Origin of the sequence: Corynebacterium accolens (assembly GCF_023520795.1) — a bacterium.
GTDB classification, from domain to species: domain Bacteria; phylum Actinomycetota; class Actinomycetes; order Mycobacteriales; family Mycobacteriaceae; genus Corynebacterium; species Corynebacterium accolens.
In genome coordinates, this window is record NZ_CP046605.1 from 1,706,681 (window position 1) to 1,721,026 (window position 14,346).

Annotated in this window: 12 protein-coding genes; 3 read left to right on the forward strand and 9 right to left on the reverse strand. The window is 57.3% G+C overall.

What is annotated here, in order from left to right:
- Positions 1–32 precede the first annotated feature (32 nt).
- The 7 genes from CACC_RS08150 to ctaC form a co-directional block, all read right to left on the reverse strand.
- Positions 33–662, reverse strand: a complete 630-nt coding sequence (locus CACC_RS08150; RefSeq protein ID WP_005278362.1) for a C40 family peptidase — start codon at positions 660–662, stop codon at positions 33–35.
- Between the two features lie 1,633 nt (positions 663–2,295).
- Entirely contained in the window at positions 2,296–3,918 is a 1,623-nt protein-coding gene (gene qcrB, locus CACC_RS08155) for a cytochrome bc1 complex cytochrome b subunit (protein WP_005278357.1), read from the reverse strand.
- Entirely contained in the window at positions 3,918–5,138 is a 1,221-nt protein-coding gene (qcrA, locus tag CACC_RS08160; protein ID WP_005278354.1) for a cytochrome bc1 complex Rieske iron-sulfur subunit, read from the reverse strand. Before qcrA ends, qcrB begins: the two co-directional genes overlap by 1 nt.
- Positions 5,135–6,022: a cytochrome bc1 complex diheme cytochrome c subunit gene (gene qcrC / locus CACC_RS08165; RefSeq protein WP_005278352.1), complete on the reverse strand. Its 888-nt coding sequence runs from the start codon at positions 6,020–6,022 to the stop codon at positions 5,135–5,137. The genes qcrA and qcrC overlap by 4 nt, the downstream gene beginning before the upstream one ends.
- 56 nt (positions 6,023–6,078) lie before the next feature.
- Positions 6,079–6,690, reverse strand: coding sequence for an aa3-type cytochrome oxidase subunit III (gene ctaE, locus CACC_RS08170; RefSeq protein ID WP_369707792.1), 612 nt, complete (start codon positions 6,688–6,690; stop codon positions 6,079–6,081).
- A gap of 540 nt (positions 6,691–7,230) precedes the next feature.
- Positions 7,231–7,662 (reverse strand): aa3-type cytochrome oxidase subunit IV, encoded by a 432-nt coding sequence (gene ctaF, locus CACC_RS08175; protein WP_005278348.1) that lies wholly within the window; start codon positions 7,660–7,662, stop codon positions 7,231–7,233.
- A 19-nt stretch (positions 7,663–7,681) separates the two neighbouring features.
- Positions 7,682–8,755 carry an aa3-type cytochrome oxidase subunit II gene (gene ctaC, locus CACC_RS08180; RefSeq protein ID WP_005278347.1) on the reverse strand — a complete coding sequence of 358 codons (1,074 nt, stop codon included), beginning with the start codon at positions 8,753–8,755 and terminating at the stop codon, positions 7,682–7,684.
- 388 nt (positions 8,756–9,143) lie between these two features.
- Between ctaC and asnB the strand changes: the two genes are divergently transcribed.
- Positions 9,144–11,066, forward strand: a complete 1,923-nt coding sequence (gene asnB / locus CACC_RS08185) for an asparagine synthase (glutamine-hydrolyzing) (RefSeq protein WP_249852938.1) — start codon at positions 9,144–9,146, stop codon at positions 11,064–11,066.
- A gap of 92 nt (positions 11,067–11,158) precedes the next feature.
- On the opposite strand, the gene CACC_RS08190 is transcribed toward asnB, so the two are convergent.
- Entirely contained in the window at positions 11,159–11,503 is a 345-nt protein-coding gene (locus tag CACC_RS08190; protein WP_005278345.1) for a HesB/IscA family protein, read from the reverse strand.
- 142 nt (positions 11,504–11,645) lie between these two features.
- On the opposite strand from CACC_RS08190, the gene CACC_RS08195 reads away from it, so the two are divergent.
- Entirely contained in the window at positions 11,646–12,326 is a 681-nt protein-coding gene (locus tag CACC_RS08195; RefSeq protein ID WP_005278343.1) for a DUF3043 domain-containing protein, read from the forward strand.
- A 12-nt stretch (positions 12,327–12,338) separates the two neighbouring features.
- Positions 12,339–13,115: a nicotinate-nucleotide--dimethylbenzimidazole phosphoribosyltransferase gene (locus CACC_RS08200; RefSeq protein ID WP_005278341.1), complete on the forward strand. Its 777-nt coding sequence runs from the start codon at positions 12,339–12,341 to the stop codon at positions 13,113–13,115.
- Between the two features lie 45 nt (positions 13,116–13,160).
- On the opposite strand, the gene CACC_RS08205 is transcribed toward CACC_RS08200, so the two are convergent.
- A complete protein-coding gene (locus tag CACC_RS08205; RefSeq protein WP_005278339.1) occupies positions 13,161–14,255 on the reverse strand; it encodes a branched-chain amino acid aminotransferase in 1,095 nt (364 codons plus the stop codon).
- Positions 14,256–14,346: the final 91 nt, after the last annotated feature.

A 14,346-nucleotide genomic window follows, 5' to 3' on the forward strand; every position in this document is an offset into this window, starting at 1 on the left:
GCAAAGGGAAGGGCATGTCATTTCACTGCCAATTAGAAACGCACAGCGTTGTGGATCGGCATGTAGTTCAAGTCGCGCTCCTGCACAGGGGTGCCGGAGTTGAGCGCGTCAATGATGGTGCCGTTGCCGGTGTAGATACCGACGTGGGAAGCGCCACCGTAGTAGGAAATGATGTCACCAGGCTGCAGTTGGTCCAAGGAAACCGGGGTACCGCCAGCGGCCTGAGCCTGGGAGGTGCGCGGAATCTGAACGCCAGCCTGGGAGTATGCCCAGCTAGTCAGGCCGGAGCAGTCGAATGCGCTCGGGCCGGCAGCGCCGTAAACGTACGGCGAGCCAAGGACGGAGCGTGCAGCTTCCAGAGCCTTCTGGCCAACGGTGGACGGTGCCGGAGCAGCCTGCTGCTCAGCAGCAGCAACGAAGTTGTCGCCACCCTGGTTGGAAACCTGACCCAAGGACGGGACGTACTTGTCAATGTTCGGTACCTGGTCAATGTTCGGAACGTTTTCCAGACCGGCAACCTCGAAACGGTAGTCGGTATTAGGAACAACGACCTCAGCAGCCTGAGCGACGCCTGGGGCGGCGACAGCTGCGGTTGCAGCGATAGCTGCAGTAGATGCGATACGACGGGTATTTACAGTGCCCTGACGACGGTGCTTTGCCACGAGAAAAACTCCAAATCTTCCTACGCGTCTACTTTCCCTTGTAGAAAAGCTCTGACCCTGGGGCCTAGTGTTCATTGGAGGGCCGTTCCTTTAGGCCTTCCTCCACTCGGCCCCTCACTAGGAGGAGCCAGATGCGACGCTATAAATTTTCATTTCGTATTGAGCACCTTTTCGGGCGGTAACTCAATGTCTCGAATAGGTTACGAAATCATCACAATCAATGTCCATTCACTGCCCCGGATCTAGCTTTGTTACACGTTCGTTATCTTATTTTGACCAAGCCGAGACAAACCCGGCATATCGAAGATTCAATAAAGCTATTACTGATTTTTAAGGGCCCTACACTGGGACAATAGCCAAGGCTTACCCCGCCTCCGGCAGTTAGCTCTTCCACGAACGAGGGCTTCAACAAGGTCAAAAATTATTATTTGTGACTTTCAACACACACTATGCGTAACAATCACTTTCGTACCATCAGCCTCGTCCTTTAACGCCTTCCGATCGCGTAAAACCGGCCGCCCTATCCAGCGTTATCCCTCCGAATTCTACTGAGCCCGCGAGCCAATTGCGCGCTGACCCCAAGGGGCCACCCCGTGGCTTGTTGCCAAGCACTGGGGCCGGTTCGGTAACGCCGCTTCCACTACCCACCGGGCGAGTAAGGATTGGTCCAGCCCAGTCCCCCGCTTGTACGGCGTCAGTCCCCATAAAAAGGCCTTGGTCCGCCTAGTCTCTGCAGCGGCCGGCAATGCTTGCTTAAAGGCCTAGCCCGAACGAAAACCTCACTGCTGGATCTAAGGGCGGAGAATAACGCCTATATCTCGCGCCTCGAGGAACGCTCTCGTTGTTGGATTGGGTGATTCCCAATCCAAATGTCTGTACAAAGCACAGCGCCCTGAATTTAACCCAGGCGAAATGGCGAAGCCGATACAAACGTGGATCCTGCGACTGCTCTTGGAGACGATACACTCGAAGAGTTTTAGCATTAGTGGAAAGCTGCGACGACGGCCCCAGATGAGGCTCACGCTTCTAGTGGTGATGACTACAGCAGAAAAGCTGCAATTAAGAACTGTGCTAACTGTGTCCAAGAAAGTGGAGCAAAGGGAAAAGAACATATTAGGGCTGGAGGGTGTGCAATAGCTATTCCGAAGCCCTGTAGACCACGCTTAAAGACAAATACCGACTATGGGGCTCGCTCAAAGGCCCATACGCGGAAATCATCCATCCCAGGTTCAGTGGCAAAAGCATGCTCCTAGGACGGCTACCCTACTGCTAACTAACAGGGCTGGCGCTATTCCCTACCGCTAGACAAGGCGTTTCCGCGTGAGCCGGCGTTTGTCGGTACTTCCATTCCTGTATACGGAGGGCGACGAGCTTCTTACTGCCTCGGTAGACCGCTGGCGTGTGCGAGGCGCTCTGCTAAGACTTAGGCAATTATTCGATTTTCGCCTAAAAGAGACGGTCCCAGGTTGCCTGTATTATGTGCCGACTCCTCACTCAATAGCCCAGCAAAAGTAACCCGGGACTCCTTAAGAAAGCAACGGTCCCAAAACTGAAACGAGCCCGCTTACCACCAGGTATTGGTGGCTTAGCGGGCTCGTTTAGTGAGCGTGTATCGAGCTAACCCAAGGAAAGGTTAGATGCGACCGTTTTCCTCGTCATCACGGCGGTTGGCCTCGTTGAGGCGGCGGAACATCTCCGCTTCCTCTTCGTGGTTCTCCTCGTGAATCTCGTGAACGCGGCGCATGAGTTCCGGATCGTCCGGGCTGAAGGTGCCCTGAATCTCGGAGTCAGCGTAACCGAGGTGGTTAAGTTGCTTCGGCACCTGAGCGCCTGCGTACTCAAGCGGTACTGCGTGGCCGTGCTCATCAACCGGGCCGAGGGGCTGGTGAACCTCAATGAAGGCACCGTTAGGCAGCTGCTTGATGACACCGGTAGCGATACCGTGCTCGAGCACCTCGCGGTCAGAGCGCTGGAGACCAACGCAAATGCGGTAGGTCATGAAGTAAGCAATCGGCGGCAGGACAATCAGGCCGATGCGTCCGACCCAGGTCATCGCATTCAACGAAATCTGGAAGAAGTGCGCAACGTGGTCGTTACCACCGGAGAGAGTAACCAGGAGGAAGAACACGATTGCTGCGGCACCGATCGCGGAACGCGTAGGAACGTCACGTGGACGCTGCAGAAGGTTGTGGTGCGCATCGTCACCAGTGAACTTCTTCTCCAGGAACGGGTAGGTGATAAGCAGTACAACCATCAGGCCACACAACAGCGCAACCCAGAAGGCGGAAGGAATCGTGTAGTTACCCAGGTACAGCTCCCAAGCGGGCATGACACGCGCCACACCGTCAGTCCAGAGCATGTAGATATCGGGCTGGGAACCCGCAGACACCTGTGACGGGTTGTACGGACCAAGCAGCCAGATGGCGTTGATGGTCAGCACACCGGACATCAAAGCCAGCACGCCAGCGACCATCATGCCCATACCAATCGCCTTGGTGGCGAAGACCGGCATAATACGGACGCCAACCACGTTGTTCTCTGCGCGACCCGGTCCAGGGAACTGGGTGTGCTTCTGGAACCACACCATGATCAGGTGGGCCGCGATGAGGCCCAGGATGATGCCAGGGATGACCAGAACGTGCAGGATGTAGAAGCGGTCCAGCATCAAGTCGGACGGGAAGTCGCCGTTGAAGATGGCCCAGTGCAGCCAGGTACCAATGATCGGCAGACCCAGGATGATGGCGGACATAATGCGCAGACCAACACCGGAAAGCAGGTCGTCCGGCAGGGAGTAACCGAGGAAGCCCTCGATCATGCCCAACAGGATAAGGGTGCAACCAATAATCCAGTTAGCTTCGCGGGGACGACGGAATGCACCGGTGAAGAAGATGCGCAGCATGTGCGCAACCATCGACATCATGAACAGCAGTGCTGCCCAGTGGTGCATCTGGCGAACGAAGAGGCCACCACGGACCTCGAAGGAAATATCGAGTGCGGTTGCATAGGCGCGCGACATCTCAACGCCGTTCAGCGGTGCGTAGGTGCCGTCGTAGATGACCTTCGTAATGGAAGGGTCAAAGAATAGCGCCAGGTATGTACCGGTTAGTAGAAGAATGATGAAGCTGTACAGCGCCATCTCACCGAGCATGAAGGACCAGTGGGTCGGAAAGACCTTGTTCAGCTGCGTCCTTAGCACGCCGGCGGCGCTGTAGCGCTCGTCCATGTTGTTGCCCATTTGGGCGAGTTTATTGCTCATTATGACTTACGCTCCCAGAATGCCGGACCGACAGGCTCAATGAAGTTGCCTTCTGCAACAAGGTAGCCCTCATCGTCCACCGTGATGGGCAGCTGTGGCAGAGCACGGGCGGCCGGGCCGAAGACCGGCTTACCGTAGTGCAATGCGTCGAACTGCGACTGGTGGCAGGGGCACAGGATTCGGTTGGTCTGTGCCTCGTACAACGACGTTGGGCAACCAATGTGAGTACAAATCTTGGAGTAGGCGTAGTAATCGCCGTGGTGGAAGTTTTCCTGACCCTCACGTTCGATCGCCTTCTGCGCATCGGAGTGGCGCAGACGAATCAACATCACCGCGTTGCGGTTGCCGTGGATGGAGTGCATGTGGTGCTCGTATACGTCGCGCTTAGCGTCGTACTGGTCACCGTCGTTGACGTCTTCTTCCGCAAGCGGGAAGACGGTTTCCATGCCGCCGGCAGCCAAGTCCTCGGGGCGAACGCGCACCAGGCGGGTAACGCCTTCGGTGGTGTAGTGTTCGCCGGACTCGCCGGAGTGCTTCTCAGCGATGGTGCCGGTGTCACGAGCGAGGTAAAGCTTGACGCCCTTTTCGTGCATCGTCCAGCCGGAGGTCCACAGCGTGCCGTCACCGGCGTAGTTCAGCTCGTGGCGAACCTTCCATGGATTGCGGATTGCGCCGCCAAGCGGTGCGATAACCGTCAGGCCGAAGAGAACGCCTGCACCACCGAGCAGACCTTGGATGGTCTTGCGGCGGCCGAGAGTGGAGGTCTTCCAAGAATCGTTCAAGAGAGCGGTAAGAGTACGGCGGTCAACTTCTTCGGAAGGACCATCGTGGCGACGTTGCACGGAGATTTCTTCCGGCAGGATCTTCTTCACGTACTGAACGATGGCGAAGCCGAGTCCAAAAATGGACAATGCAGCGGTAATACCAAGCAGCGGGGTGTAGAGAGTGTGCCAGACAAGGCCGTCCTCCCCTAGCTGCTTGTACTGCCAAGGCCAGAAGAGGTAGACGCCCAAGAAAGCCAATCCGCCGATAACGGAGAGTGCGAGCCAAATGGCGACATTGCGACCCGCGCGCTTTTCCGCGGGGTCACCTTCAACCGGGAAACGCTCCTTGCGGAACGCTACGGTGACATCATCGAGCTCGGTACCAAGTGCAGCAAGTTCATCATTGCTCATCTTATCGAGCTCTGCGTCAGTGTAATTCTTTTTCACATTGCTCATGAGCGCGATCCAATCCACATAGCAGCGGCGCACAGTGCGCTGATACCAATAATCCACATTGCCAGGCCTTCAGCCACTGGGCCGAGACCGCCAAGGTCCCAACCGGCAGGAGACGGAGTCTCTTCTGCAGACTTCAAGTAGGCGATGATGTCCTTCTTTTCATCTGCAGTCAGCTGACGGTCAGAGAACTTTGGCATGTTCTGCGGACCGGTCAACATTGCCTGGTAGATTTCCTGCTCGTTAGCAGGTGCCAGCTCCGGGGCGTACTTACCGGAGGACAGCGCGCCACCCTGACCGGTGAAGTTGTGGCAGGATGCGCAGTTCATGCGGAAAAGCTCAGAGCCCTTGGCAACGTCTTCGGCCTGAATTTGGCCGTTGTAGTTGGCGCCGCGAAGGGATTCTTGGGCGATGCTTCCATCGTCGTTGTAGACAATGTCTGCGCCGCCACCGTTAGCAGCGACATAAGCGGCCAGCGCCAAGGTCTGCTGCTCGGTGTAACGAGGAGCCTTGCGCTCTGCCTGTGCGTCGTTGGACATCATCGGCATGCGGCCGGAGTGAACCTGGAAGTACACAGAGCCGGCGCCGATACCTACGAGAGAGGGGCCACGGCCTTCGATGCCCTGCAGATTGGCACCGTGGCAGGTGATACAAGCGGTGTCGTAGATGTCCTTACCCTCTTGCACGAGGGCTTGATCATCTTTTTCCGCCGTAGCGACCTGAGCGTCAGGCGTCAAGGCAGAGGCCAAGATGCCAGCGCCGGTCAAACCGATGGCCAAAGCAAAGCCACCTGCAAGGGTACGCTTCGCCTTGCGGCGACGGCGGGTCTTCTTAGCCGAGGCAGTGGTCTGCTCCACTGCCGCGGACTGCGAATTGTTATCCATCATTTTCCTTTAGATAACTCGAACACGGGAGGACTGTTTTGGGGAGAGGGTCGCCGACACTACTGAATCAAGTAGATAACGGTGAACACACCGATCCACACAACGTCAACGAAGTGCCAGTAGTAGGACACTGCCATCGCGGCGGTGGCCTGTGCCGGCGTGAATTTAGACTTAGCGATACGCGCCAGGATGATTGCAAAGGAAATCAAACCGGCGGTTACGTGCGCAGCGTGGAAGCCGGTGATGATGTAGAACACCGAACCAAAGACGCTGGACTGTACCGTCACGCCTGCGTGAATCAACTCAGCCCACTCAAACGCCATGATGCCCAGGAAGACAACACCCAATACCAGCGTGATGGTGTACCAGAGTCGAAGCTTGTAAACGTCACCCCTTTCTGCGGCAAACACGCCGAACTGCGAGGTCACGGAGGAAGAAATCAACACTGCAGTAATGAGAAAGCCCATTGGCAGGTTGATATGGGCAGTGTGCTCTGCCCAATCGCCTTCCTGGCCGTTCGCTCGCGAGGTGAACCACATCGCGAACAGTCCGGCAAAGAACATCAATTCCTGAGACAGGAACACGATGGTGCCCACGCTGACCATATTGGGTCGGTTCAGCGAGGCAACACGTGGTGCTGTCATACCTTGGTTAGAAACTACGCTCGTCACAGTGGTAATTATGGCCGTTCTGGATCCTAAAGTCACTTCAATTCCCCCCGCTTTCTCTATTCGGATTTCACCAAATTGCCAGCTACCAATAAGGAAACGAACGAGATCCGTCAACAATAAATACCTGGGAACTTTTTGTATTCTTATCCGACGAGACATCAACGCAGGTGACACACTTAAACTCCGGCTATAGCCGCAATTCCTACGACTCGACCTAGCCGATGCACGATGATCTGCCCTTCGTCCGCAACCGGTTTCGGCAAGTTTCTTAGAGAGATAAATCACACGGTGCTTTTCGGGGAAAATGGCCGCTTTGCAACTTTCGGTTGACCCCCGCAGAAATAGCCGTTTACGTGCTGGGATGCGCTTTTGCTGCCCACTTAAAACCTGGACGCAACTCCTCTCCCCCTCCTCTAAAAAAATTTAGGAACCGCGGGAACTTTACCCGTCGATTTCCGACGCAGATCGCCAAAGCCCTCCCCACCGAGGAATGGTGAGGAGGGCTGAGAAGTTTAGGCAGTGGCTGCGACTAGATAATTTCTAGTGCTTTTCCTTAGGCAGACCGTATTGCAAGGACAGGCCGGTGCAGGCAGCAATCAAGCACACGGCGCCCAAAGCGATGAGCCAGTAGTACAGGAAGATGACGCCCAGGCCCAAGAAGCCGATGGCACCGGCCATGGCCAGCGGCCAGATGGAGCTTGGAGAGAAGAAGCCCAAGATACCAGCGGAGTCTTCGGTCTCTGCTTCTTCCCAGTCTTCCGGCAGAACGTCGCTGCGGTTATCGGTGAAGTGCAGGTAGCCGCCCAGCATGAGGCAGAGCACGACGGAGAGGAACATGCCCACGATGCCAACCCACTCGGCACCGTAGAGGTAACCATCATCCTTCACGAGGGTGACGCCAAAGATATAAACAATCAGCGAGACGAAAAGGTAGGTCGCGATTGAGTAAAAGACTTTCGATGTAGCACGCATTGTGTAATGTCCTTATCTCTTATGCCGCGGTCTTAACGTAGTTGTCACCATCGGCGGTGTCGCGCTCGCCGGAGAACGGGTGGGTGGTAACTGCGTACGGATCCTGGCCGATTTCCTTCAACGCCTCGGCGTTGGTGGCGTTCGGGTTCTTCTCGCGGAAGTCCATGTAGGCATTGAAGTCCTCTGGAGACACAACGCGAATCTCGAAGTTCATCATGGAGTGGTAGGTACCGCACATCTCAGCACAGCGGCCAACAAAGGCACCTTGCTTATCAATCGATTCGATCTGGAAGCTGCGCTCCTGGGCGTTGGCCTCAGGGTGCGCGTATACGTCGCGCTTGAACAAGAACTCCGGTACCCAGAACGCGTGAGAAACGTCAGCGGAAGCCAGACGGAACTCGATGGCGGTATCGGAAGGAAGTACCAGAACCGGAACCTCTTCGGTGGAGCCTACGGTCTCAATCTTGTTGTAGTTGAGGTAGGAAAGGTCACCCTTGGACTTACCGTGAATTGGGTTGGGGTTGTCCACACCCTCAGGGTCATGGGCGGTCTTTTCTGCTTCAGCCTGACGCGCTTCGTCCGCACCGTTGTAGTTCTCACCGTTGACGCGGTTCTCGGCGTAGCCGAACTTCCAGTTCCACTGGAATGCTGTGACGTCAACGGTGACCTTTGGATCCTTATCCAATGCGGTGACCTTCTGCTGGGTCTGCACCGTGAAGAAGAACAAGGTCATGATGATCAGGATTGGAACGATGGTCAGCACCATCTCCAATGGCACGTTGTACTGCGTCTGGCGCGGGAATTCACCCTTGCCATCGCGCTTTGCCTTCTTCGCGCTCCAGCGGAAGATCGCAGTAAGGAAAAGGCCCCACATTACGAAGCCGACGATCCAAGCTGCAACCCAGACCCAGATCCAGAAGTTATACATTGCTTCAGCCTCAGGGGTCACACCCTTTGGCCAACCGAATCCCAGGAGGTTCTCTACAGCAGTTGGCGCCTGAACGTCACAACCAGCCAGGGCGAGACCGCCTAGGGCAAGTGCGCCAGCTACGCCCGCCTTACGGGCGAAGGTGCGCTTATTACGCTGTCCCACGTGTGTTCTGCCTTTCTGTCCACACAAACTTCTCGAATACTCACAGAGCACCCTTACCCAATCAGAATAATGGATAAATGCTTGGTTCCCAGCCTTTTTGAAGCTTTAAAGGAGACCCAGCGCGCTCAATTAATATCCACGAATCAGTAGGTTACCGCCCCACCTGCACAATGTTCCAACCGTACCCCCAGTCTGCGCCTTCGCCATGTGCCTTAACTCACAGGGAACAATTCCGGCCATCATCCGAAAGTTCGCACCCTTACGGGGAAGCTGAATTTAAGCTTTTCCGCAGCTTCTTCCAAGCCGTGGCGCTTTCTGGTTTCCACCCCATGCACCGTAAAGTAGGACACCGAGCACTAGTCGCTTAATTAAAAGGAGCTATCTTTACATGTGCGGACTTCTTGGCATGCTCGCGGCCACCGGTGACGTGGACAAATATGTCGACGCGCTGGAGCGGTCGCTTCCTTGCATGCACCACCGCGGACCGGACGCAGCCGGTACTTGGCATGATGGCGACGCCGCCTTCGGCTTTAACCGCCTGTCCATTATCGACCTGGAACATTCCCACCAGCCCCTGCGCTGGGGCCCTGAGGATGAACCAGAGCGGTATGCCCTTACCTTTAACGGCGAGATCTACAACTACGTTGAGCTCCGCGAAGAACTCAAGGCCTTGGGCTATACCTTCTATACGGAAGGCGATGGCGAACCCATTGCGGTGGGCTACCACCACTGGGGCAAGGATGTCGTCGAGCACCTCCGCGGCATGTTTGGCATCGTCATTTGGGATACCAAGACCAAGACCATGTTTGCCGCGCGCGACCAGTTTGGCATCAAGCCGCTTTACTATGCCACTACGGACGCCGGCACGGTCTTTGCCTCCGAGATGAAGTGCATCCTGGACATGGCCGAGGACATTGGTCTAGAACTCAACCTTGACCGCCGCGCCATCGAGCACTACGTCGACCTGCAATACGTGCCGGAACCGGAATCTTTGCACGCCAATATTCGCCGCGTGGAATCCGGCTGCACGGTGACCTTGAAGCCGGGTGACGAGGTCGTATCCGAGCGCTACTTCATGCCGCGTTTTCCGGTCCAGCAGGTTCCAGAAGGCGAAGAACAACAGCTCTTTGACCGGATTGCAGAAGCGCTGGAGGATTCCGTCGCTAAGCACATGCGTGCCGATGTCACCGTGGGTTCCTTCCTGTCTGGCGGCATCGACTCCACCGCCATCGCTACCCTGGCCAAGCGCCATAACCCGGATCTGCTGACGTTTACCACTGGTTTCGAGCGCGAAGGCTATTCCGAGGTGGACGTGGCCGCAGAATCGGCGGCAGCTATCGGCGTAGAGCACATCGTCAAGATCGTCTCGCCGGAAGAATATGCTGAGTCGATCCCTAAGATCATGTGGTACCTGGATAATCCGGTGGCCGATCCTTCCCTCGTACCGCTCTTCTTCGTGGCCCAAGAGGCCCGCAAGCACGTCAAGGTGGTCCTCTCCGGTGAGGGCGCCGACGAGCTCTTCGGCGGCTACACCATCTATAAGGAACCGCTGTCCCTCGCGCCATTTGAGAAGATCCCCTCTCCCCTGCGCCAGGGCCTGGGCAAGCTCTCCCGCGTACTGCCTGATGGCATGAAGGGCAAGTCCCTACTTAACCGCGGCTCCATGACCATGGAGGAGCGATACTACGGCAATGCGCGGTCCTTTAACTTTGAGGAGATGCAGCGCGTTATCCCATGGGCCAAGCGCGAATGGGATCACCGCGAGGTCACCGCACCCATCTATGCGCAATCGGAAGACTTTGACCCGGTAGCCCGCATGCAGCACCTTGATCTGTTTACCTGGATGCGCGGTGACATTTTGGTCAAAGCCGATAAGATCAACATGGCCAACTCCTTGGAGCTGCGCGTGCCATTCCTGGATAAGGAAGTATTCAAGGTCGCAGAATCCATTCCGCACGATCTGAAGATTTCCCACGGCACCACCAAGTATGCCCTGCGTAAGGCCATGGAGCAGATCGTTCCCGCGCACGTCCTCAACCGCAAGAAGCTGGGCTTTCCTGTACCCATGCGCCACTGGCTGGCTGGCGACGAGCTCTACGGCTGGGCACAAGACACCATCAACGATTCCCAGACGGAGGACATCTTCAATAAGAAGGAAGTTCTGGAGATGCTCAAGGAGCACCGCGATGGCGTTTCCGATCACTCTCGCCGCCTGTGGACCGTGCTGTCCTTTATGATCTGGCACGGTATCTTTGTGGAAAAGCGCATCGACCCGCAGATCGAGCAGCGCGAGTACCCGGTCAAGCTTTAAGCCGCACTGGGTAAAGCTCCACGCAGAGCTTTAAAGACATAAAAAGAGGGTGAGCGCCGCGAAGCACTCACCCTTTTTCTTTATCCCTCTGTTTAGTTGAAGGAATCGCCACACGCGCAGGAGCCGGTGGCATTCGGGTTATCGATGGTAAATCCCTGGGACTCGATGGTGTCAGCAAAGTCGATCTTGGCGCCGGTAAGGTACGGCACGGACATCTTGTCCACGACGAGCTTGTTGCCACCCACCTCGTCGACCTTGTCGCCATCAAGGCTGCGGTCATCGAAGTAGAGCTGGTAGCGCAGGCCAGCGCAGCCGCCGGGCTGTACTGCGATGCGCAGGGAGAGATCGTCGCGGCCTTCCTGATCAAGCAGGCCCTTTGCCTTTGCGGCTGCGGCCTCGGTCAGAATGACGCCGGTTTCGGAAACTGGAGCGGTCATCACTTCTCCTCAAATGTGTCTTGGTTGCGTAGCCACTACCCTACCCGCATCTACAAGGAGGGAAAAGGTAGCCCATAGTAATAACAACGCCGTGGGCGGGCCTATTCCCCTCTTGGGGTCGAAACCTTGTAGTCTGATCAGCGTGAAACTTCCGTGGCAAAAAGATGACAAGACCTCCCCTGAACCCGCTCCCGTGCAGGAAGAAGTTCAGGAAGAAACCCACCGCAAGGGGTATACCCCGCCGAAGGGTCGTCCCACGCCAAAGCGCCAGGAACAAGAAATCGCGCGCGGCGTGAAGCGCGATCCACATGGGGTATCCGATGCGCAGCGCTATAAGCGCCGCAAGGAACTCAAAAAGTCCATGAGCAAGGACGAGTGGAAAGAATATAAAAAACAGGAGCGCAAGGAGCGCAACCAGCGCAATCGCGAAAGCCAGGAGCGCATGGCCGAAGGCGATCCGCGCTTCCTCCCAGCCCGCGATCAGGGCGAAGAGCGCGCCTACGTGCGCGATTGGATCGATGCCCGCCGCACGCTTTCGGAATGGGTAATGCCGATGGCGCTTGCCCTTATCGTTGTGGTCTTTGTGACTTATGCGGCCCCCAGCATCGCCGGCCTCATCAATGCGATTGCTATGGTGGTCATCCTCATCTTCGCCATCGACGGCATCTGGCTGGGCCGCCGTGCTAATAATGCGGTTCGCAAGAAGTTCCCCGGCACCACCGCCACCGGCTTTGGACTGGGATTCTACGCATTTTCCCGCGCCAGCCAGCCCCGCAAGTGGCGCATTCCTCGCCCGCGCGTCGAGCGCGGTGCCGACGTTTAAGGAAGCACGCTCATGGCTGATTCCCCGCAGCTTTATCCCTACGGCAGGCTAAGCGATGCCGCACAGTGGCTCGCCGCCTGCCAAGATCGATCCCCCGCTTCCGAGCCACAGCGGGTGCGGGCCGTAATTTTCGCCGAGGACGGTGAAGGGATCCCCCAGGCCACGGAGACCGCGGCGCGGCGGGTCGGGGCCAGCATTATTTCTGTCACGGTGACGGATTGCTCCACGGCCTATGACTTAGGCGTGCAGGCGGCGGATGCGGAAATCGATGGCGGTGCGGATCTGCTCATTCCGGGCGGCATCGACACCACGCAGGTTGCCGCGGCCGCCATGGGGGTGATGGCGCAGGAGGAGCCGGTGGTGGTCGTCGGCAAGCAGCCGAGCGTCGAGGACTGGAAGGCCGAGGTTGCGGCCATTCGCGATTCCATGTTTCGGATGCGCGGCCTGACTGGGCGGGAGCTCATAAAGGCCTGTGGCTCCCCCGTATTGGCCGCGCTGGTGGGATTTATGTCCCAGGCGGCTAGGCGTCGCACGCCCCTGCTTGTCGATGCCCCCTTGACCGCCACCGCCGCCGCATGCGCCGCTACCGACACGCGGATCCACGACTGGCTTCTTGCCACCAATATCGCGCCGCAGCCGGCTCACCGGCTGGCTTTAAAGAAGCTGCGGCTAGAGCCCCTGCTGGATTTACAGATGGAACCGGTACCGGCACTCGGCGCCTTGGCTGCCCTACCCCTATTATTGCTAGGCGTAGAAGTTACTGCGGACACAACGCAGGCAGAGGCCTAACTGCGCGGCGCAGGTCCGCCTCACGCCGCGTTTCACTGTGGCGTGCTAGACCAAAGTGTGCAACCAGCCGTGGGCATCATCCACGGCGCCGCGCTGGATACCGGTTAGGCGCTCGCGCAAAGCCATGGAAACCTCGCCGGCCTCATTATTATTGACGCTGAAATCGGTGTCCTCACCAAGCACGCGTCCCACCGGCGTGATGACGGCGGCGGTACCGCAGGCAAAGGCCTCGGTCATCTCGCCCGATTCCACATCGCGCTGCCATTCTTCGGCGGTGATGCGCCGCTCGGTTACCTTGTAGCCCATGTCTTCGGCGACCTGCAGCAGGGATTGGCGGGTAATGCCGGGCAGCAGAGATCCGGAAAGGGCTGGGGTGACAATCTCGGCGTCGCTGCCGGTACCGTAGACGAACATGAGGTTCATCCCGCCCATTTCCTCGATATACCGGCGTTCGATGGCATCCAGCCAGACCACTTGATCGCAGCCCTTTTCTTCGGCTTGTGCTTGCGCTAACAAGGAACCGGCGTAATTGCCGGCGAATTTCGCGGCACCGGTTCCGCCCGGCGCGGAGCGGACAAAGTCGGTAGATAACCACACCGAAACAGGCTTGATGCCGCCGCTGAAATACGCACCGGCGGGCGAGGCCAAGAGGATGAAGCGATACGCATTGGCCGGGTGCACGCCCAGCGATACCTCGGTCGAAATCATAAAGGGTCGCAGGTAGAGCGATGCTTCCCCGCCTGCCTCTGGAACCCAGCTCTTATCGATGTCCACCAGCTGGCGCAGCGCCTCGATGAACTCTTCTTGCGGTAGCTCGGGCATCGCCAAGCGCTGCGCCGAATTGATAAAACGCTGCGCGTTTTGCTCGGGGCGGAAGGTAACGATGGAATCATCGGGCTGCCGGTAGGCCTTAATGCCCTCGAAGACGGCCTGGCCGTAGTGGAAGACGTTGCTCGCTGGATCCATCGTCAGCGGGCCGTAGGGGCGGACCTGCGCGTCGTGCCAGCCCTTGTCCGTGGACCAATCGATGGTAACCATGTGGTCCGTAAAGTGCTGGCCAAAGCCGGGATTGGCCAGGATTTTATCTAAATCTGCTGCCGCCGTTGGTTGATTCGTACGGGTGATCGTGTAATCAAGCATGCCCACAATCTACTCCTTTTATCTATAGCCGGGTAGGAATATGTTCACTCTAGCGCGGTATCATGGGCAGAAGTTTCATTAGTACCAATTA